Origin of the sequence: Streptomyces sp. CBMA156, from assembly GCF_014596515.1 — a bacterium.
GTDB lineage: Bacteria > Actinomycetota > Actinomycetes > Streptomycetales > Streptomycetaceae > Kitasatospora.
Map to the genome: position 1 here is coordinate 1 of NZ_MSJQ01000024.1, position 18,527 is coordinate 18,527.

Consider the following 18,527-nt stretch of genomic DNA (forward strand, 5'->3'; position numbering starts at 1 on the left):
GCGGCCGGCGGCCGGGCGGCAGCCCGCGGTCCCTGGGCGCGGCGAAGCCGTCCGTCCCGGGGTCCGTGGCGCCCTGGTAGCGCAGTCGGCGGCCCGGGGCCTCGGCGGGTGTCTCGCCCTCCGGGGTGGTGTCGCCGGCGTGCAGCACCAGCCCCTCGGTGACCGGCGGGCCCGCCGGGCCGCGCTCGCCGGGCAGCGGGGCGAGCACCCTGAGGTCGACCGAGGGCCGCAGCTCCCCGCCGAGCGAGGACCAGACGTCGGACACCGACGGCAGGCCGGTGTCGCGCCCCGCGATGTCCAGCCCGACGGTCAGCCCGAGCTCGGCGAGGGTGCCGGTGAGCAGCCGGGCGGGCAGCGTGTCGATGGCGGTCAGGCACTGCAACACCTCGGCCAGCAGCCGGTGTTCGTCCTGCGGCCGGTTGGTCCAGGCGGTGACCAGGTAGGCCAGCTCGAACCAGCGGGGCGCGGGGCGGTGACCCGTCACCAGGCCGTCCGCGTCGTGCTCGGCGACGGTGCCGGCCTGCCGGCGGCCGGTGTCCTCGCGGAGCCCGTAGAGGAAGACGCTGACCGTGGGCGCGTTGCGCCGGGCGGCGAAGTCCCGGGTGGGCGCGTCGAAGACCACCTCGATCCCGCGCTCGGGCAGACCGGTCTCGGCGAGCAGTCGCCGCAGGGCCTCGTCGACTTCGTGGATCACCGCCGCTCCACCTCCCCCGGCGGGCCGATGCTGCCCTCGACCACGAGGAAGGGGCAGGTCACCGGGGAGAATCCGGGGCCTTCGGCGGTGATGGTGCGCGGTCCCGGCTCGTCCTTGGGGAGGATGAGCAGCTGCCCGGCAAAGGTCCCGTCGGCCTTCGGGCGGGTCGGGGCGGCGTCGGCGGTGAGGCCTGGGTTCCAGGTGAACTCGACGGGGGCGCCGGGCGGGAAGTCCACGCCGCGGACCGAGGTCACGAAGCCGGGCTTGCCGATCGGCGGCACCGCGACGATGCGGGGCTGGAGGATGCGCAGCGGGGTGCTCGCCCGGTGCGGGCCGGGGCCGGCGTCGGTGCCGGTGGTGGTCAGCTCGGCCGTGATGGTGGTGTCCAGGGCGGCCACGGGTGACAGCACGACGCGGACCACCGCGCTGCGGCCGGGGGCGAGGTCGCTCACCGTGCAGCTCCCGGCCCGGCAGCCGGGGGGCAGGGCCTCGGTGGGCACGCCCGCGGGCAGGCCGAGGGTCAGGCGCAGTCCGGTCGCCAGGGCCTGACCGCCGTTGCGCACCGTATAGCTGACGGTGACGTGGCCGCCGACGTAGCCGGGGTTCGACTGGGCGCCGACCGTGACCGCGGGGCCGGCCTGCGGCGGCGGTACGGGGGCCGGGGGCGGCGGCGGGGGCGGCGGCGGTACGGGGGTGGGCGTGGCGGTGGATGTCGGGGCCGGGGCCTGAGTCGGCGTGGGTGTCGGGGCGGGTGTCGGCGTGGGCGAGGCGGTCGGTGAAGGGGTGGGCGACGGCGAGGGGGTCGGCGGTGCCAGCACCGGCAGGAAGGTCGAGGCGGAGTCGTCCTCGGGGTTCGGGTCGGCCACCGTGCCGGTGACGCTCCAGCCGAACTCCTGGGTACCGGTCCTGGTCCCGATCAGGGTGGCCTTGACCTTGACCACGGCGCGCGGTGCCAGGGTGCCGAGTTCGCAGCGCAGCGCCGCCGCGTCGCACGTCCCGGTCGGGGTGGTCAGATCGCCGAGCCGGGCGCCGGTGGGCACCGAGACGGTGAGGACGGTGCCGGGCGAGGGTGCGGGGCCCTTGTTGGTGACGGTGATCGTCACCTCGGTGCCGCCGTCGACGGGGACGGCCGGGGTCCGGTCGGGTGCGGTCAGTGTCAGGTCGACGGACTGCTGGACGGCCGGTTCCTTCTGGCGTCCCGGCAGCCGCCAGTCGAGGGGGCTGAGCTTGCCGGTGGCGAAGTCGTAGAGGCCGAGCCCCTCCGGGGAGTTGGGCGGCTCGGCCCGCCGGGAGGTGAGCACCAGCTGCGCGCTGTCGGCGGTCCAGGCGACGTCGCGGGGCTGGAAGGGGCCGCTGCCGGAGGCCTCGGGCAGCGGCCGGGTGCAGGCGCCGCTGCCGAGGCCGGTGGGCAGGACCACCGTGCAGTCGCTGCCGGTGGGCGAGGTGACGACCACTCCGTCCTGCCGGTTGTTCCCGCCGTCGCCGGCCTTGCGGTTGAAGGCGATCCGGCGGCCGTCGGGGGCGAACGCGGGGCTGTCGTCGATGACGTTGCAGCTGCCGGGGCAGGCCGTCCGGCTCAGGTCGGTCTGCCGGGTGAGGTCGTCGGCGGGCACCGTCCAGACGTGCACGTTGCCGGCGTTGCCGTTCACCACGGCGGTCCTGGAGAACGCGATCAGCTTGCCGTCCGGGGACCAGAAGGGCTGACCGTCGGAGCCGCCCTGTCCGCCGGCCGGCGGCTGGACGGTGCCGACGATCCGTCCGGTGGCGAGCTCGGCGATCAGGACCCGTCCGGGCCGGGCGGGCTGCTGGCCGGTGGCCGGGGCGCTGCGGCTGAACACGACCAGCCTGCCGTCCGGTGAGACGGACGGGTCGGTGTCCCGGTCGTTCGGGCCGCGCCCGGCGAGGTCCACCGGGTGCGGGTTCGAGCCGTCGGCGTCGACGAGCCAGATCCGCTGGATCCGTCCGGCCGGCCCGTCCTCGTAGCGGGTCACCACGATCTGCCGGCCGTCGGGCGTGTAGGCCTGGCGCTCGTACCAGGGGTCGTAGCCGGGGCGGGGGTGGAAGAGCGGGTCGGCGGCCGGGTCGGTGCTGGTGACGGTGCCGGCGGCCGGGTCCTCGCGGAGCACGCTGATGCCCAGGTCGCGCGGGTCGGACCCGTCGGGGCGGACGTCCTGGAGGTCGGCGACGTCGGCGGCGGAGGCGCTGGTCTGCTCGACCACCGGGCCGCCCTCGTTCTGCGGGCCCAGCCAGGTCGGTGAGGCGATCAGCCGGTCGGCGCTGTAGAGCAGCCTGGGCGCTTCGCAGTTGCAGGTCAGCGCGTGGTAGAGGTTCACCACCGGGGGCTTGGACGGATCGGGGACCGGGGCCGGGTCGGGGGGCGTGAGCAGGTCGGCGCTGAGGAAGAGGACTCCGCTGCCGTCGGCCAGCCAGCCGGCGGAGCCGGTCTTCCAGGTGGAGCCGGTGCCGGGGAAGAACGCCTTCTCGGCGCCGGTGGGCGTGGTGAGGATCAGCGTCCTGCCCTGGTCGCCCTTGTCCCAGGTGTAGACGATCTCGTTGCGGTGCGCGTCGGTGTCGACCGGGTTCCAGGTCGGGTCGATCGCGTCCCCGGTGGTCACGTTGCTGACCTTGACCGGCGCGCCGCCGGCGAACGGCCGCAGGTAGATCTGCCGGTGCCCGGGCTCGCCGGTGCAGGAGTACGCGATCCACCGGCCGTCGGGCGAGACGGTCGGGTGGGTCTCGTCGGCCGCGCCGTCGGTGATCCGGCGCAGTCCGCCGCCGTCCCGGTTGACCGCCCACAGGACGTGCTGCGTCCCGCCGTCGCCGCCGCGCGGCTCCAGGGACTCGAAGACGACGCCCTTGCCGTCCGGGGCCAGCGCGGGGTGGGCGGTGTCCATGCCGGTGGTGAGCCGGTGCACCGCGCCGGCCGCGTCGCGCAGATAGACCTGGGGCAGCGGGCCGTCCCGCAGGCTGGTGAAGACCAGTTCGTCGCCGCGGGCCGAGGGGTCGCGGTCGAAGTGGACCGGTCCTGGCCCGAACAGTGGGGTGCTGGTCTCCGCGCCCGTCACCCGGCCGAGGCCGCGGTGGTTGGTGCCGGCGTAGGTGATCCGCCCGGCCGCCGGGTCGACCGCGGCGGCCGGGGCAGCGGCGGCGGTGCCCTGCCGGCCGGGGGCGGCTCCGGCCAGGGTGATCAGGGCCGTCGCCAGCGCGAGCAGCACCGCGACGGCGGCCCTGGCCGGCCGCCGGACGGGGCGGGGGGTGGCGGTGGCGCCGATCACGCTCGACCTCACAGGTTGCGGGGGCGGTCTCCCCGGCAGTGTCCCCGGTGCGGGGGCGCGGCGGGAGAGCCCGGGCACCCGAGGCGGGGGAAGCACCCGGTGTCCCCAAAGGGCAGGCCACCCGGACGTGGCCCCTCGCGCCTGGCCCCTCGCGTAGGAAGTCGGCCGGCCCGACTTCCGGTGCGGGCCTTCGCCGCCGCGCTCAGCCGAGGCGGATGTGTCGGACCCCGGTCCAGGCCCGCCGGACGCGTCCCCGGAGAACGCTGTCGGTGTTCGGGGCGAGGGTCAGTCCCGAGGAGGCGGCGATGTGGTCGGCGACCTGCGGGAGCGTCAGCCGGTCGGTCCACACCTGCCGGGCGAACTCCTCGTCACGCAGCCGCTCCAGGCACAGGTCGAGCTTCGACAGCGCGAAGCTCTCCCGGCGCAGCGGGGCGTCCTGGCCGGCCACGAACGTCAGGACGTGCCCGAACCCGCGCTCGCGCAGCCGTTCCACCACCGTCCCGCGCTCGGCCAGCAGCGCGAAGTGGCGGACGTCGTGGCCGCGCTCGCGCAGCCGTCCGACGGTCTCGCGGAAGTACGCCGGCTCCACGACCGTCATCGGCGCGATCACCACGCCGGGGTGAGCGGTGAGCGTACGGTCCAGCACCTCGACGACGCCCTGCCGCCAGGCGGGCAGGTCCTGGAAGTCCCCGCGGAGCTGCGGCGGCATCATCCGGTGCAGGCCGAAGCCGACGTGCTCGGGGTCGCAGATGACGCTGCCGGGGAGGCGGCGCTGGATCTCGTGCGCGGTCTGGGTCTTGCCGGCGCCGAACGGGCCGTTGATCCACAGGAGCATGGGGCGACCCTATGTCGTGGGCGCTCGGCGTCCGTGCCTGTCAGACCTGCGGGGAGTCGGCGGCGCCGCCGGCGTCCGCGGCCTGGACGGCTTCGACGGCCTCGACGGCCTCGCGGTGGAGGTAGACGGTGCCGCGGCCGCGGTGCCGCTCGACGACGGTGCCCTCGGCGATCCACTGCTTCAGCCACCGGCTGTCGTCGCCCCGGCCGAAGGCCAGCCGGTCGGTGGCCAGCAGCGGCAGGATCCGGGTCTTCGAGAGGCCCGCCGCCCCCGCTTCGCGCAGGGTGTCCAGCACCTGGGCCTCGGCCCGCTGGTCGTAGAGGTCTCCCGGGGTCGGCATCTGCCGGATGCGCACCCCGGCCCCTTCGAGGTCCGCTCCGGACCGCTCCGCCCAGTCCGTCACGTAGGCGTCGACGGCGTCCTCGTCGTCCGTGCCCAGCACGTGGCCCAGACAGCGGAGGTAGACGTCCTCCTGGACGGCGCTGAGGGTGTGGTTCACGCCCGCGAAGGTCGCCGTGCCGCGGAACTCGCTGTCGGTGAGGGCCTTCTGCCACGCGTCCCGGCGGAGTTGCAGGACGTGCCTGACGATCGCCTCGGCGGCGTCAGCGGGAGCAGCGAAGGTCGAGGTCATGCCATGACCGTACCGGAACCGGGCGGCCGTCGATCACTCCCCTCGAACACGCCGTCGGTCACGCCGTCGATCGCGCCCGGCGCCTACGCGTCGAAGGTGAGCGCCGGTGTCCCGGCGTTCCGCGCGAGGAAGTGCAGGAGGTTGGCGTAGCCCCGCGCGTCATCGATCGCCCGGTGGGTGTGCTCGACCTCACCGAGCCAGTGCGGGGGCAGCTTCGGCGTCGGGAGGTCCGCGACCGGTCGACCCGTCAACGCCGCCGTGTACGAGCGCAGGCACAGAGCGGCCCCGTGAAAGAGACGGTCCTCCTCGTACGGGCCCTGGTGAAGGCCGTACGGAGTGAACCGGCGCAGGTAGGAGTCGATCCACGTCCCGTCGAGGGACAACGGTGACGCGGCGAACACCCGCCGGCCAGGCAGCGACCGGATCCACTCCACGTACCGGCGCATCACGTCGGCGACGGGCTCCGGGTTCTCCGTCGCGGCCTCCCAGGTGCCCGGCTCGGAATCGAACCACTCCTTCGTGCGCGGGTTCGGTGCCGCACCGGGAAGCGGTTCGAGAACGGCCTCGAACTCACCGAAGGTCCGCCCGTCCGTGGTCGTGGCCACGGACGCGAAGGACCGCATCGAGTTCGGGCCCGCCCACGGGCCGTCGACCTCGATGTCCGTCACCACGTAGGTCCAGTCGCTCAGGTGGGTCATGCGCTCGACGGTACCGCCAAGGCCGGCCTCCGCGCCCGGACTTGGGCCGGTTCACAGCTCTCCGGCATCCGCTGCCGGGCCCCGGCGCAGGGGCTATCCGGAACCGAGAACGGGCTCGATCTCCGTCAGGGCTTCACACAGCTGACGGGCTCCGCGAGCGACGCGGTCGTCAGCGTCCTGTGACAGTTCCTCACACAGCCGGAGCGCGTCGTCCCGGTCGCCGGCGAAGATGCCGAACACGTCGAAGACCGCGGTGTGGATCCAGTCCTCGTGGATCGGGTCGGCGACCGCCAGGGCGGACGCGACCGTCGCCAGCCCGGCCCGGTCCCTTCGCCGGAGCAGGGCTTTCGCGGTCACCCTGGTGACATGGGTGTCACCGGGGTCGAGCACGAGCTCCAGCAGCGGTCCGACGGCTTCCGGCATCTCGGCGAAGGCGGCGAGGCCGTGCCCGGCATCCGCCCGGTCACGGTAGTCGTCACTTCGCCCCAGTTTGCCGAGTGCCACGACGACGGCAAACCGCAGCTCTCTGTCCATCCGAACTGCCCACCCCTCCAACGGTTTCCGCGCAACGTACCACCGAGTCCTGGCAGAGGTTTTGCCCTCGTGTGCCGAAGCGTGGTAGCCGTCACCTGGAAACGCCGATGAGCTGGGGGTAGTCAGGAGGTGAGGAACGGCAGCTGTCACCGTTTTCGCGCGGTAGTTGTCACTCACTCACGCTGGACGGACCGAACCTCTGCCTCCCAGAGCATGCTCCTCGGCCGCTCCTCAGACTCCCGGTCCATTCCGACCACACCTTCTCACCCGGTTCTGCCGACTCCGCGAGCACAGGATTCCCGTGACGGACGGCTCAGGTGTCCACAGCCGAGAGGTCGAAGCAGGGCGGCCTCACTTTGAAACGATCAGTTGGACGCGTGAGCGGCCCGGTCGGCGACTGCCGAGGCGATCACCGACCGGGCACTGCGGCCCCTCTCAGTTGGTGGTGGCGACGGCGCCGCCGGGGACCTCGACCCAGCCGCCACTCCACTGACCAGTGGTGTAGTCGGCACCCATCGTGAAGACCCGACCAGTGGAACCGACAGCGAACAGCTGGTTGGTGTTACCGACAACGGCACTGGTCAGGGACTTGAGCCCGGATCCGCCCAGCGGGGCCCACTTACCACTCCACGTCCCGGCACCGTAGTCACCATCGGTCGACCACAACTGCCCATCCGAACCGATGATGTTCAGATGCACCTGATTGTTGAGCGACACTGCCGTGATGGCCGTGGCACCACCGGCACCGCCAGGGACCTCGACCCAACCACCACTCCACTGACCAGTGGTGTAGTCGGCACCCATCGTGAAGACCCGACCAGTGGAACCGACAGCGAACAGCTGGTTGGTGTTACCGACGACAGCACTGGTCAGGGACTTGAGCCCGGATCCACCGAGCGGGGCCCACTTACCACTCCACGTCCCGGCACCGTAGTCACCATCGGTCGACCACAACTGCCCATCCGAACCGATGATGTTCAGATGCACCTGATTGTTGAGCGACACTGCCGTGATGGCCGTGGCACCACCGGCACCACCGGGGACCTCGACCCAGCCGCCACTCCACTGACCAGTGGTGTAGTCGGCACCCATCGTGAAGACCCGACCAGTGGAACCGACAGCGAAGAACTGAGTGGAGTTGCCGACAACGACACTGGTCAGGGACTTGAGCCCGGATCCGCCCAGCGGGGCCCACTTACCACTCCACGTCCCGGCACCGTAGTCACCATCGGTCGACCACAACTGCCCATCCGAACCGATGATGTCCAAGTGCGCCTGCTTGCCGATCGCGGTGGCGGTGACCGCCGAACCCTGAACCGACGGCACGGGAGCGTCGTCGACGATGTTGTTGTAGCGGTAGGGCTGGAAACCGCCGGCGTTGAGGGAGCTGCGTGTGTAAGTGGCGGTGCGGGCAACGGTGCCGGGGTGGGCCTCCTCCATGATGTTGGCGACCGTGTGGCCGCTGTCGGCCCAGCCGGTGAACAGCACGACGTGGCTGGAGATGTTGTCGATCATGTCGCCGGGCTTCAGGTCGTCGTAACTCCCGAGCTTGGTAGCGACGTTGGGCAGGGTCTGGGTGGTCTCGCCGTAGTTGTTGGCGCCGGAGGACGGCAGATTCCAGGCCATTGAGACGAATCCAGAGCAGTCCTGGCGGTACGTACCGTTGCTGTCGGTCCAGTAGGCGGACTGGCTGTACGGGACGTTCTGGTCGATCCAGGACCGGGCGCGCGCGAGCGCCTCGTTGCGCGTGATCCGACCGCCGGCCGTCGCCGCGGCGGCGGCGGCCCTGTTCTGCGCCTGGGGCAGGGTGGCGCTCTTGCCCGTGGCCGTTGCCGCCGCGAGTTCCTCGGCGATTGCGGTGGTCGGGTTGGCGACGCTCGGGACGAAGTCGGTGCTGTGGCCCTGGGGTTGCGGCGTCGTTGTCGTGTGCACCGACCCGCCGGCGGTGGGCCGGAACGTGACCGCAGCGTGGGCTGTGCCCAGCGTGGCGGCGCTTATCCCGGCAGCGGCGAGCACGGCCACGGAGCGTATCGCGAGACGCGAGGTTCGGGACATGGAAGGGTTCCCCCCTGAAGCATGGTGAAAAGTGGACTCGCATAGGCGGTCTGGGCAGCCGAGCGAAACGCCGGGCAGGGTGCGCGCGGTGCCTGCTGCGATCTCAGCCCGGACCCGACTGTTCGCGGCGTCGCGGACCACACCCCCGAGGCGTCCGAAGGCCCCCGGGGGCGTGGTCATGAAGTCGCCGAGCGGTTGGCGACGATGAGGTCAGGCGCGAGCCTGCGACGCGGTCAGTACCACCACTGCTGGGTGTCGTATTCGTCGCAGTCCTTCATGGACAAGTCCGCCGGGTGGGCCAGGCACTTCTGGGTCATGCGGTTCTTGAGGTGCCAGTGCCCATTGATCGATTCCTCGGCCCACTGTTCGTAGTAGTTGACCGGATTGGCGCAGGGCTCCAGGTAGATCTGCCCCTGCCAGAACGCGGTCAGGCACTTGCCGCCAGACCCGGGGGTCTTCTCGGCGTAGTAGTTGGCGTTGGAGTCGGGGTCCTGCAGATTGCTGTTGTCGTCCCGCCAGCTGCCGGAGCCACCCGATGCGCACGGGATCCCCAGTGTCACTGCGTCACCCAGGTGGGACAGGCACGCCGTATAGGACCCGCTGCTTGTTGACCAGATGACGCTTGCGTTCTGGGCGGATGCGGTACCAACCGCACCGAGGATGAGTACGGGGACGGCGGTGGCGGCTGTGAGCGCCTTCCTGAGACGGCTGATCATGGTTCCCCCTTGTCCTGGTAACTGGAGACTGCGCCGTTGTACTGCACTGAGGCTGCGGCTTCGCGGCTACTGAGCCGTGGGGCACCCACCGCCGAGAGGGCCGGTCCGGTACCGTCGCGTTTCTCGGGCTTCGCCAGCGGGCCGCTGTCCAGCGCGGTTCTCACCCTAGGCGAGGCGTCCGGCAAGGAACTGTGTGCTGCGTCGCCGGTTCTGTGCTCTGCGTCTCCGCTTCCACGGGCCTGGGTCGGGCCAGGAGGCGGTGTTCGCGCGGCGAGAGGCCGTGGGCAGATTTGAACGCGCGGCTGAAGTCGGAGGGGTTGAGGATGCCGCAGCGGGCGCCGATGGCGTGGACCGGCAGGGCCAGCAGGGCGGGATCGGCGAGTTCGCGGTGGGCCTTCCTCAGCCGCTGGCGGCGGATGAACCCGGCCACGGTCTCCCCATGGAAGTGGCGCGCGAAGAGGCGGTGCAGATGGCTGACGGAGATGTGGTGGGCGGCGGCGACCACGGGCGGGGTCAGGGCGGGGTCGTGCAGGTTGTCCCGGATGAATGCCCGGACGCTCTCCACCAGGGCGCGCTGCCGGGACTCCCTGGGCAGCGCGTGTTCGGCGTCGAACTCCCCGGCGATCCACGCCGACACCAGGTCGACCACGACCGTGCCGAGCCGGGCCGCCTCGGCGGGCTGCAGGACGGCGGCCTGACGCTCCAGGCCGAGGAGGAACTGCGCCAGCAGCGCCCCCGTCCCCTCCTGACCGGACAGCCGGCGCCCCAGCAGGTCGTTCAGTCGGTGTGGTGGCACCGGTAGCAGCGACACGGGCAGGTCGATGCCCACGCCTTCAACCTGCCCGTGTCCGACGCCGGGGGTACCGAAGTGCTCTGAGTCGTAAGAGCGCGAGCTGTCGATCAATATGAGGTCCCCGACCCCGACAACCTCGGCCTGGTCCCGGCCCCGCCGCAGGGCGTTGCTCCCGGAGGTCAGCAGCGTCAGGTGGTACAGCTCCTGGTCCGACTGCCGGATCATCCGCTCGGTGCGCCGAAATCGTGCCGACGGGAACGACGTGCCCAGCAGGGCCACCTGCCCCAGGTCGAAGCGTCGCACCTGCGCCGGGAAGTCGTCGGCGTGTGCACTGGTCGTATCGCAGGCCCGGGTCCGCCTGATCTCATCCCGCCAGCACTCGAAGCGGTCATTCGCGGACAAATCATCACCCTGGACTGCGCTCTTCTCTTGTGTGGACATCCCGCCCCCTCCAGGCATACCGTCCTCGCCGAACAGGCAAGGCCCTCCCCGATGACATCATCACGTCACCGTCAACGTCTGCTCCAGCTGACCTGCCGCATCGATAGTCGAGATGGTGATCGGCATGGTCGCACTGCCCGGCGACAGGGCGATGCGGGAGCCGGCCGGCACGGTGGTGTCGAAGTCGAACGGGACAATTTGGAACTGACGAAATACCAGACGCCCACCGCGCCTCCTCGGATCGCCGTGCCCGGCCCGACGACGGTCAGGGCCCAGGAAGCCTGGGCTCTGCCTCAGTGCCCTGCGGCTCCGCCGTGCCGGTGCGGGGCCCTGTCGCACCACACTCTCGCCCTCCCATGGATCTCGGTGGCAGATTGTGCGCTGATGTGACGCCTATCGCGCTTCGGCACACCTCGCAGCCGGAACCGTTTCACCACAGTCGTGTTGCACGAGATGTCGGTCAGGCCGCCGCCCGGGCGCGCCTTCGCCGCCCGGACGGTTCGGCCGGGCGGCGTGGGCGGGGCAGGGCTTCAGGCCACCGGCCGGTGGTCGGGGTCGGGGACAGCGGTGGGGGTGTCGTCCCCGCGGTGGGGCATCCGCAGGACGGCGGCCGCGCCGAAGCCGACGACGGCGATGGCGATGGTGAGGAGCAGGAGAAGAGGAAGGGCGAGGTCGGTCAGGAGTCGCACGGGGCCTCCTCGGCCTTCTCGTAGTGACGGAGGATCGCGAGGAGGTTGAGGACGGTGCTGGCCGGAGCGGCGCCGAAACGGACCAGGACCCGGCCGTCTACGACGCTGTCGACGGCGAGGGACGGCCAGATGAGGCCGAACTTCCGGCCGCGCTCACGGAGTTCGCCGAGCAGGGAGGCGACCTCCGGCTCGGTGTAGGTGCGCATGATCGCGTCGGCCGGCCCGGTCGGGCGGCGGTGGTCGGCGGTCACGCGGCGGCGTCCAGCTCGAACCAGACGGATTTGCCCGATTTACGGGATTCCGTGCCGAATCGGTCGGTGAGGGAGCGGACGAGACGCAGGCCCCGGCCGGACAGCGAGAGGAGGTCGGAGCCGTCGCGCTGGATCGGGGTGATGGGGTTCCCGTCGCTGACGGAGACCCGGAGCACGTGGTCGAGCAGCGCGATGACGACGAGCGGCGCCGCACTGCCGCCGTGGCGCCACGCGTTGACGAACAGTTCGAGGAGCGCGACCTCGGCATCGGCGACCAGGTCGGGCTCCCACCCGGCGCGCGCCGTCAGTTCGCGCAACTCCTCGCGCGCGGCCGACCAGTCAGGGGGGATTTCGAGGGGAGACACGAAGGAACCTCCGTGGGGGGGTGAAGTGGATCGTTCGTCGCCACGCCCTGGCAGGCACGTCCGGGGAACGGCGAGGTCACAGATCGATGGCTACTCAATGCACTCGATCCGCTACACTCAGCATGGGGCCTATGCGATACGAAATGCAACTTCGCTGCCAGATCTCGCATATATGCAAATCGAACCTGAATTCGGCTATCTGGACTGCCAGTTACTGGTAGCGCCGATGCCCTTCGCCCGGGCAAACTGGTCAACTGACAGCTCAGGAGGGGACACCATGGCAGTCTCGACCGTCCGCCGGCGGAGGCTCGGCGGCGAACTGCGGAAACTCCGTGAGGAACGGAAGCTCACCGCCGAGGTTGTCGCGGAAGCCACCGGGATGAGCCAGCCGAAGCTCACTCGGATCGAGACCGCCCACACCGCAGCCAAGATCGAGGACGTCATCAAGCTCCTCGACTACTACGGATGCGACAACGAGGACTACCGCGCCGGATTGATCGCCATCACCAAGGACGGGAGCAAGCGCGGCTGGTGGCTGAGCTATCGCGACGTCATCAACGCCACGGCGAACGACCTGATCCTTCTCGAAGCCGACGCCACCACCTACAGGACGTACGAACCGGCCTTCATTCCTGGCCTCTTCCAGACCCCCGAATACGCGCGCATCATCATCGAGCGCCTGCGCAACCGGTCTGGTGGGACCGTTGAGGACCTGGTTCAGGTCCGTATGGCGCGCCAGTCCATCCTGACTCGCCCGAACGCCGTGCAGGTATGGGCCGTCATCCATGAGGCGGCCCTCCGCTCGAACGAAAACCGCCCCGAGATCATGGTCGCGCAGTTGGACAGACTGCTGACCCTCACCGGTCTGTCCAACATCAATATCCAGGTCATGCCGATGGGCGCAGCAGTCCACCCGGGAATGTACGGAGCGTTCACGCTCATGGGATTCCCGCAGCGGAGGGACCTCGACGTCGTCCTGGTCGAAGGGATGCTGAGCAGCTTGTGGGTCGAGGATCCAGCCGACGTGGAGCTCTGCAGGGCGAAGTTCCAGGAGATCACGGCAGAGGCCATGTCCGTCGATGCTTCGCTCGCCTTCATCACCGCACAGAGAGACAGGATCAAGTGACCCATCCGACCTTCAGGAAGTCCAGCTACAGCGGCGGAGACGACAACTGTGTCGAGGTTGCCACCCCAGGCGGGCCGATCTCCTACATCCGCGACAGCAAGGACCCCTCCGGCCCTGCCCTGGCCTTCGACCGGGCAGCCCACTCATCCTTCATCGCTGCCGTCTCCACCGGGGAGTTCGACTTCGGGCTCCTCTGACCCGCCAGCCACCCTTGAGCCGGGGGTGGAGGCGCCATCGATGCCTCCACTCCCGGCGGGAACTTCCTTGGGTGGAACGACCGTTGGTCCGGGCAGGCCGGGGGGCGAGTGGCTCGGACCTTGGAGGTCGGTGTGGCGCGGTATCAACCGTTCGCCGTCGTCGGCTGGGTGACGAGCTTCGAAGGCTCCGCGAGCAAGCGATGATCGCCGCAGACGCGGCAGCCGAAGCCACCGGCATGAGCCTGGCCAAGCTGAACCGGATCGAGAGCGCCCGCACGGCGGCCAAGATCGAGGACGTCAACAAGCTTCTCAACCGCTGCGGTTGCGATAACGAAGAGTTCCTCGCCGGCTTGATCGCCATCACGAAGGATGGCAGCAAGCGCGGCTGGTGGCTGAGCTACCGCGAATCGCCCCGCCATCATGGGACCGCAGCTCGCCAAGCTGCTCACGCTCAGCCGGTTGGCGAACGTCAACATCCAGGTGATGCCCATCGGTGCACCTGCGCACCACGGCATGGGCGGCGCCTTCTCCATTCTCGGATTTCCGCAACGGCAGGATCTCGACGTCGTCCTCGTGGAGGGCGCGTTGAACGACCTCTGGGTCGAGGATGCTGCCGATGTGGCGTTGTACGCGGCGAAATTCGACGCCATCCGAGCGGATGCTCTTGGCCTCGATGACTCCCTCGACCTGATCATCGAACAGAGAGACAAGCTCACATGACGTTCATCCCGGACGCAACCGTCATCACCGCAAGCTGGCGTAAGTCGTCACACAGCAACGAGTCCACGAACTGCGTTGAGTTCGCCATGGGTGAGCCGGCCTCGTACATCCGCGACTCGAAGGACCCTTCCGGCCCGGCCCTCGCCTTCGACCGGTCGGCGCACTCGGCCTTCATCGCCGCCGTTGCCACCGGGGAGTTCGACTTCGGGCTCCTCTGACCCGCCAGCCACCCTTGAGCCGGGGGTGGAGGCGCCATCGCCGCGTCCACCCCGGTGGGAACTTCCTTGAGGTCACGGCTGAAGCCCTTTCTGTCGACTCCTCGATCGAGTTCATCACCGCACAGAGAGAACGGATCAAGTGACCCACTACTCCAATGCCGCCGCGACTGGCTTCACCTTCCGGAAGTCGAGCTACAGCGGCGGCAACGAGAACTGTGTCGAGTACGCACTCCGCCCCGGAGCCGTAGCAGTCCGCGACAGCAAGGACCCCTCCGGCCCTGCCCTGGCCTTCGACCGGGCGGCCCACTCGGCCTTCATCGCCGCCGTCTCCACCGGGGAGTTCGACTTCGGGCTCCTCTGAACGCTCCCCCGGCCCCAGGCGGTGCCTCGCCCCACCCGGCGAGGCGCCGCGTCTTCCTGCCCATCAGCTTCCGTAGAACGGCGCACACCCTCACCGGCCCCAAACAAGGCGGCCCGCCGCCACCGTGGCCCGCCCTCCCCCGTAGGAAGCGGGGCACCTTCCCCCTTCCGGGCGCCGCCGGTGGCCTCCCTGGCCGGCTAGATCAGTCCGCGCCGCATGGCGTAGCCCACGGCATGTGCCCGGTTGCGCAAGCCGAGGCGGGTGATGATCTCGTGCAGCACGTTCTTCACCGTGCGTTCGGAGTACGACGTCTTGGCGGCGATCTCGCTGGTGTCGAAGCCCTCCGCCACCAGCTTCAGCATCTCCGCCTCGCGGGCCGTCAGTGTCGAGAGGGTCAGGCCGCGCCCGTCGAGCATGGTGCGCTGGAGGATCCCGATCCGGTCGAGCAGTTCACCGAGCAGGTCCCCCGGCATCACGCCCTCGCCGTTGGCGAGCGCGGTGATGAGGTGCACCAGCCGGTCCTGGTCCGCCTCCGAGCGGCGCAGCACGGCGGCGACCCCGTTCTCCACGATGGTCTGAAGCCCTCCCGCCTCGAAGTGGCCCACCACCAGGCCGATCCGGCCCGAGGTGGCGAGCCGCAGCCGCCGCAGGTGCTCGGTGACCGCCTCGGTCAGGGCGTCGACCACCAGCAGGGAGACCTCCGCCCGGCCGGCCTCGCTCTCGTTCAGCAGCTCCACCTCGGGCCGCTGGCGCAGCTGTTGGATCACGCCGGTCTGCAGGATGAGGTCCTCGGCGTACACCGCCACCCGTATCTGGGAGCGCCTGCCGCGCAGTTGCTCGGGGACCCGCGGGGCGGCGGCGCTGCCGGGGCGCGGCGCCGTCCCGGTCCGGCGGGCGGTGACGACTTCCTCACGGGTCGTGTCCGTCGACGTCATCGAACTCTCCATTCTCCAAAAGCCTGCGAGGGGACGGCCGGCCGCCGCGAGGCGGAGCCGGCCGGGGGCTTGGGGGCGGGGCGGCGTGCGGCGGGGTGCCGCTCCCGCGGTGGCACCGGACGGGGTGCCTGGTCGGTCCGGACGGGCAAGGGCTGTGCCCACAGCTTGCCCGTACGGCCCTCTCCTCCGGGCGCCGCACCGCCCTACCGTCACGCTATGACCACATCCGCCGAACTCGGCCTGCCCGCACTGACGGTGGCCCCCGGTGGCGTGGCCACCACGACCCTGACGGTACGCAACGACCTCGACATCGTGGAGGCGTACACGCTGGAGGTGGTCGGCGACTGTGCCGCGTGGACGACGGTCGAGCCGGCCCGGGTCTCGCTCTACCCGGGGACGTCCGAGACGGTGACGGTCCGGCTGGCGCCGCCGCGCTCGGCCGCCACCAGGGCCGGCGAGTTCCCGCTCGGCGTCCGGGTGCTGCCGGTCGAGCACCCCGAGCTGGTGACGGTGCCGGAGACCACGGTCACCGTGACGCCGTTCCAGGAGTTGCAGGCCGCGCTCGCACCGCGCCGCCGGCGCGGCTGGCTGCGCGGGCGCTACCGGGCGTCGGTGCGCAACCTGGGGAACGCTCCCACCGGTGTGGCCTTCGCTCCCGGGCAGGCCGGGGAGGAGCTGGGGTTCCGGGTCACCCCGGAGAAGCTGCGGCTGGAGCCCGGCGAGTCCGGGGAGGTGCGGGTGCAGGCGCGCACCCGAAAGCTGATCTGGTTCGGCAAACCGGCGAGCTGGCCGTTCGAGGTGACCGTCGGCCCGGAGGAACGGGCGGACGGCAAGGACGCGAAGGACGGCAAGGACGGCAAGGGCCCGGACGGCAAGGACGGCAAGGCGGCCGGTGACAAGCCCGGAACCGTGCCGGAGGCCGCGACGCCGGCGCCCCCGAAGCCGGTGCTGGAGGGCGAGTTCCTCCAGCTGCCGATCCTCCCCCGGTGGCTGCTGGTGCTCCTGGCGGCGCTGATCGCGCTGCTGCTGGCCTGGTTCGCCCTGGTCCGCCCGGCGGTCCGCACGTCGGCGAAGCAGGCCGCCGAGAAGGCCGTCGCCCAGCAGATCGCCACCCCGGCCCCGCCGGCCGGCACTCCGGCCGACGGCGTGCCGGCGTCCCCGTCCGGCGGGAACACCCCCGGCGGCCAGACCAAGCCCGGTTCCGGGAAGCCGACCACGGGGCCCGGCAGCCAGGGCGGTCCGGGCGCCGGCCCTGCGGTCCCGGGGACGGAGCAGCAGATGTCCGAGACGATCGACGTGCAGACCGCGAACGCCACCGCCGCGACGGGCAGTTACCCGGTGCCGCACGGCAAGGTCCTCGACATCAGCGACATCGTGGTCTCCAACTTCCAGGGTGACCAGGGCCTGGTGACCATCACGGCGGGCAGCAGGACGATCGTCACGATCGCCTTGGAGACCTTCCGCAACCAGGACTACCACTGGGTGACTCCCATCCAGGTCCTCGAGGACCAGGCGGTGACCGCGAACGTGACCTGCGAGGTCCCGGGCACCCCGGCCTCGGGCAAGCAGGCGCCGACGTGCCACGAACTCGTCAACGTCAGCGGGACGTTGAGCGACATCCGGCGGGGGAACTGAACCGGCGCGTGCAGGATGCCCTTCCCTCCCCGGGCAACCGGGCGGGAAGGGTGCGCCGGATGCCCCGTTGATGCCGACGGGCCGCTTCCGACCCGTTCGTCTCCGAAACCTCTTTTCTCCCCGTATCTCCTCTCACATCCCGTGACCATGTCAACACCCGACGGACACTGTCGCAGCGCACACCCGTACGGACAAAGCCGACTCACCCGTCGTGCCCGGAGGGTCTGTCCCCGCCGGGCAGTCGGCCTGTCCGCGGAGGGCAACCGGGCTGCCCTCCGCGGGCGGTGAGGCCCCCGCCCCCGGGGGTGAAACGCTGCACAAAGGGTGCGTGTGGTCCCGGACCGCCGAAACGCTGCACAGTGCGGACGTGACCACGCGAGCCTGCCCGTGCCCCGGCGCCGGGCCCTTCGACGCCGTACCCGACGCCGTGCCGGCCGCCGCGCCCGCCACGGTTGCGGCCGCGGAGCTGGGCGGCCTGGTCGCCGCGGTGGCCAGGGGCGACCAGGCGGCGTACGCGCGGCTGTACCGGGCGGTGGCAGCACCCGTGTACGGGACCGCGCTGCGGACGCTGCGCAGCGCGGCGCACGCCGAGGAGGTGGCCCAGGAGGTGTTGCTGGAGGTCTGGCGCACCGCCGCCGCCTACCGGCCGGCCCGCGGCACGGTGACGGCCTGGGTGCTCACCATCGCGCACCGCCGCGCGGTCGACCGGGTCCGCGCGGCACGTGCCGCCGCCGACCGCGAACTGCGCGTCGCCCTGCGGGAACAGCCGATCAGCGAGCCGGGCCCCGAGCCCGTCCCGGAGCAGGTCGAACGGACCCACGACGCGCTCCGGGTCCGCTCCGCGCTCGCCCGGCTGAGCGGCGTCCAGCGCGAGTCGCTCGTGCTGGCCTACTACGGCGGGTACTCGCAGCGCGAGATCGCCCGGGCCCTGGGCGTGCCGCTGGGCACGGTGAAGACGCGCATGCGGGACGGGCTGCTGCGGCTGCGGGCGGCCTTCGACGGCGGCTGACCCCGGACGGACCGTGGACGAGCCCCGGACGGCTGCGGGCGCCGGCCGAGGATCATGGAAGCATCGGCGGACACCGGCACCGGGACGCCGGTGGAAGGAGACCGATGGACACCGACGCGGCGGGCATGCCGACCGGGAGCGTGGCCCGGCTCCTCGGGGTCTCCCCCACCACGATCCGCTCCTGGGAACGCCGCTACGGCATCGGCCCGTCCCGGCGCGACCCCGGCCACCACCGCCGCTGGAGCCCCGCGGACATCGCCCTGCTCGAAGCCATGTGCCGGCTGGCGGCCCGCGGGGTGCGCCCGGCCGAGGCGGCCAGGGCCGTCCTGGCCGCCCACCGGGCGACGGC

The 18,527-nt window shown here is 71.3% G+C and carries 21 protein-coding genes and 1 pseudogene; 9 read left to right on the forward strand and 13 right to left on the reverse strand.

Annotation, left to right across the window (positions count from 1 at the left end):
* The 12 genes from BU198_RS01525 to BU198_RS01580 form a co-directional block, all read right to left on the reverse strand.
* The coding region (locus tag BU198_RS01525; RefSeq protein WP_188294978.1) for a DUF4255 domain-containing protein at positions 1–694 on the reverse strand (694 nt) is incomplete at its 3' end.
* Complete coding sequence (locus BU198_RS01530; protein ID WP_411293124.1) at positions 691–3,966, reverse strand: hypothetical protein; 3,276 nt, start codon at positions 3,964–3,966, stop codon at positions 691–693. The genes BU198_RS01525 and BU198_RS01530, both read right to left, overlap by 4 nt.
* A gap of 205 nt (positions 3,967–4,171) precedes the next feature.
* Entirely contained in the window at positions 4,172–4,804 is a 633-nt protein-coding gene (locus BU198_RS01535; RefSeq protein WP_188294979.1) for an AAA family ATPase, read from the reverse strand.
* 40 nt (positions 4,805–4,844) lie between these two features.
* A complete protein-coding gene (locus BU198_RS01540) occupies positions 4,845–5,435 on the reverse strand; it encodes a hypothetical protein (RefSeq protein WP_188294980.1) in 591 nt (196 codons plus the stop codon).
* A gap of 83 nt (positions 5,436–5,518) precedes the next feature.
* Positions 5,519–6,133, reverse strand: a complete 615-nt coding sequence (locus BU198_RS01545; protein ID WP_188294981.1) for a hypothetical protein — start codon at positions 6,131–6,133, stop codon at positions 5,519–5,521.
* 93 nt (positions 6,134–6,226) lie between these two features.
* A complete protein-coding gene (locus tag BU198_RS01550) occupies positions 6,227–6,844 on the reverse strand; it encodes a hypothetical protein (protein WP_223243776.1) in 618 nt (205 codons plus the stop codon).
* A 258-nt stretch (positions 6,845–7,102) separates the two neighbouring features.
* Entirely contained in the window at positions 7,103–8,689 is a 1,587-nt protein-coding gene (locus tag BU198_RS01555; protein ID WP_188294982.1) for a hypothetical protein, read from the reverse strand.
* A 266-nt stretch (positions 8,690–8,955) separates the two neighbouring features.
* Positions 8,956–9,438 carry a hypothetical protein gene (locus tag BU198_RS01560; protein ID WP_188294983.1) on the reverse strand — a complete coding sequence of 161 codons (483 nt, stop codon included), beginning with the start codon at positions 9,436–9,438 and terminating at the stop codon, positions 8,956–8,958.
* A 160-nt stretch (positions 9,439–9,598) separates the two neighbouring features.
* Positions 9,599–10,672: a helix-turn-helix domain-containing protein gene (locus tag BU198_RS01565; RefSeq protein WP_188294984.1), complete on the reverse strand. Its 1,074-nt coding sequence runs from the start codon at positions 10,670–10,672 to the stop codon at positions 9,599–9,601.
* Between the two features lie 530 nt (positions 10,673–11,202).
* Positions 11,203–11,361 (reverse strand): hypothetical protein, encoded by a 159-nt coding sequence (locus tag BU198_RS01570; RefSeq protein ID WP_188294985.1) that lies wholly within the window; start codon positions 11,359–11,361, stop codon positions 11,203–11,205.
* Positions 11,349–11,612 carry a hypothetical protein gene (locus BU198_RS01575; RefSeq protein ID WP_188294986.1) on the reverse strand — a complete coding sequence of 88 codons (264 nt, stop codon included), beginning with the start codon at positions 11,610–11,612 and terminating at the stop codon, positions 11,349–11,351. The genes BU198_RS01570 and BU198_RS01575 overlap by 13 nt, the downstream gene beginning before the upstream one ends.
* Entirely contained in the window at positions 11,609–11,977 is a 369-nt protein-coding gene (locus BU198_RS01580) for an ATP-binding protein (RefSeq protein ID WP_188294987.1), read from the reverse strand. The genes BU198_RS01575 and BU198_RS01580 overlap by 4 nt, the downstream gene beginning before the upstream one ends.
* Before the next feature lie 277 nt (positions 11,978–12,254).
* Between BU198_RS01580 and BU198_RS01585 the strand changes: the two genes are divergently transcribed.
* The 6 genes and pseudogenes from BU198_RS01585 (at position 12,255) to BU198_RS01605 (ending at position 14,599) form a co-directional block, all read left to right on the forward strand.
* Positions 12,255–13,103, forward strand: a complete 849-nt coding sequence (locus tag BU198_RS01585; RefSeq protein WP_188294988.1) for a helix-turn-helix transcriptional regulator — start codon at positions 12,255–12,257, stop codon at positions 13,101–13,103.
* A complete protein-coding gene (locus BU198_RS01590) occupies positions 13,100–13,300 on the forward strand; it encodes a DUF397 domain-containing protein (protein ID WP_188294989.1) in 201 nt (66 codons plus the stop codon). The genes BU198_RS01585 and BU198_RS01590 overlap by 4 nt, the downstream gene beginning before the upstream one ends.
* 200 nt (positions 13,301–13,500) lie before the next feature.
* Positions 13,501–13,578: pseudogene (locus tag BU198_RS44160) on the forward strand (hypothetical protein); the annotation flags it as partial.
* A gap of 142 nt (positions 13,579–13,720) precedes the next feature.
* Positions 13,721–14,020, forward strand: a complete 300-nt coding sequence (locus BU198_RS41725) for a Scr1 family TA system antitoxin-like transcriptional regulator (RefSeq protein ID WP_223243778.1) — start codon at positions 13,721–13,723, stop codon at positions 14,018–14,020.
* Positions 14,017–14,238: a DUF397 domain-containing protein gene (locus tag BU198_RS01600; RefSeq protein WP_188294991.1), complete on the forward strand. Its 222-nt coding sequence runs from the start codon at positions 14,017–14,019 to the stop codon at positions 14,236–14,238. The genes BU198_RS41725 and BU198_RS01600 overlap by 4 nt, the downstream gene beginning before the upstream one ends.
* Before the next feature lie 139 nt (positions 14,239–14,377).
* Positions 14,378–14,599, forward strand: coding sequence for a DUF397 domain-containing protein (locus BU198_RS01605; protein WP_188294992.1), 222 nt, complete (start codon positions 14,378–14,380; stop codon positions 14,597–14,599).
* Between the two features lie 197 nt (positions 14,600–14,796).
* On the opposite strand, the gene BU198_RS01610 is transcribed toward BU198_RS01605, so the two are convergent.
* Positions 14,797–15,534 carry a response regulator transcription factor gene (locus BU198_RS01610; RefSeq protein WP_188294993.1) on the reverse strand — a complete coding sequence of 246 codons (738 nt, stop codon included), beginning with the start codon at positions 15,532–15,534 and terminating at the stop codon, positions 14,797–14,799.
* A gap of 216 nt (positions 15,535–15,750) precedes the next feature.
* Here BU198_RS01610 and BU198_RS01615 point away from each other — a divergent pair, with 216 nt between their 5' ends.
* The 3 genes from BU198_RS01615 to BU198_RS01625 form a co-directional block, all read left to right on the forward strand.
* On the forward strand, positions 15,751–17,169 hold the full coding sequence (locus BU198_RS01615) for a hydrolytic protein (protein ID WP_188294994.1): 1,419 nt from the start codon (positions 15,751–15,753) through the stop codon (positions 17,167–17,169).
* Between the two features lie 427 nt (positions 17,170–17,596).
* Positions 17,597–18,178 carry a sigma-70 family RNA polymerase sigma factor gene (locus tag BU198_RS01620; RefSeq protein ID WP_188294998.1) on the forward strand — a complete coding sequence of 194 codons (582 nt, stop codon included), beginning with the start codon at positions 17,597–17,599 and terminating at the stop codon, positions 18,176–18,178.
* 104 nt (positions 18,179–18,282) lie between these two features.
* On the forward strand, positions 18,283–18,527 hold a 245-nt coding region (locus BU198_RS01625; protein WP_188294995.1), incomplete at its 3' end, for a MerR family transcriptional regulator.

Coding starts and splice junctions, on each gene's coding strand:
- BU198_RS01615 (WP_188294994.1), top strand. CDS start 15,751: ATGACCACATCCGCCGAACTCGGCCTGCCCGCACTGACGGTGGCCCCC.
- BU198_RS41725 (WP_223243778.1), top strand. CDS start 13,721: ATGGGACCGCAGCTCGCCAAGCTGCTCACGCTCAGCCGGTTGGCGAAC.
- BU198_RS01565 (WP_188294984.1), bottom strand. CDS start 10,672: ATGTCCACACAAGAGAAGAGCGCAGTCCAGGGTGATGATTTGTCCGCG.
- BU198_RS01610 (WP_188294993.1), bottom strand. CDS start 15,534: ATGACGTCGACGGACACGACCCGTGAGGAAGTCGTCACCGCCCGCCGG.
- BU198_RS01545 (WP_188294981.1), bottom strand. CDS start 6,133: ATGACCCACCTGAGCGACTGGACCTACGTGGTGACGGACATCGAGGTC.
- BU198_RS01535 (WP_188294979.1), bottom strand. CDS start 4,804: ATGCTCCTGTGGATCAACGGCCCGTTCGGCGCCGGCAAGACCCAGACC.
- BU198_RS01540 (WP_188294980.1), bottom strand. CDS start 5,435: ATGACCTCGACCTTCGCTGCTCCCGCTGACGCCGCCGAGGCGATCGTC.
- BU198_RS01585 (WP_188294988.1), top strand. CDS start 12,255: ATGGCAGTCTCGACCGTCCGCCGGCGGAGGCTCGGCGGCGAACTGCGG.
- BU198_RS01600 (WP_188294991.1), top strand. CDS start 14,017: ATGACGTTCATCCCGGACGCAACCGTCATCACCGCAAGCTGGCGTAAG.
- BU198_RS01560 (WP_188294983.1), bottom strand. CDS start 9,438: ATGATCAGCCGTCTCAGGAAGGCGCTCACAGCCGCCACCGCCGTCCCC.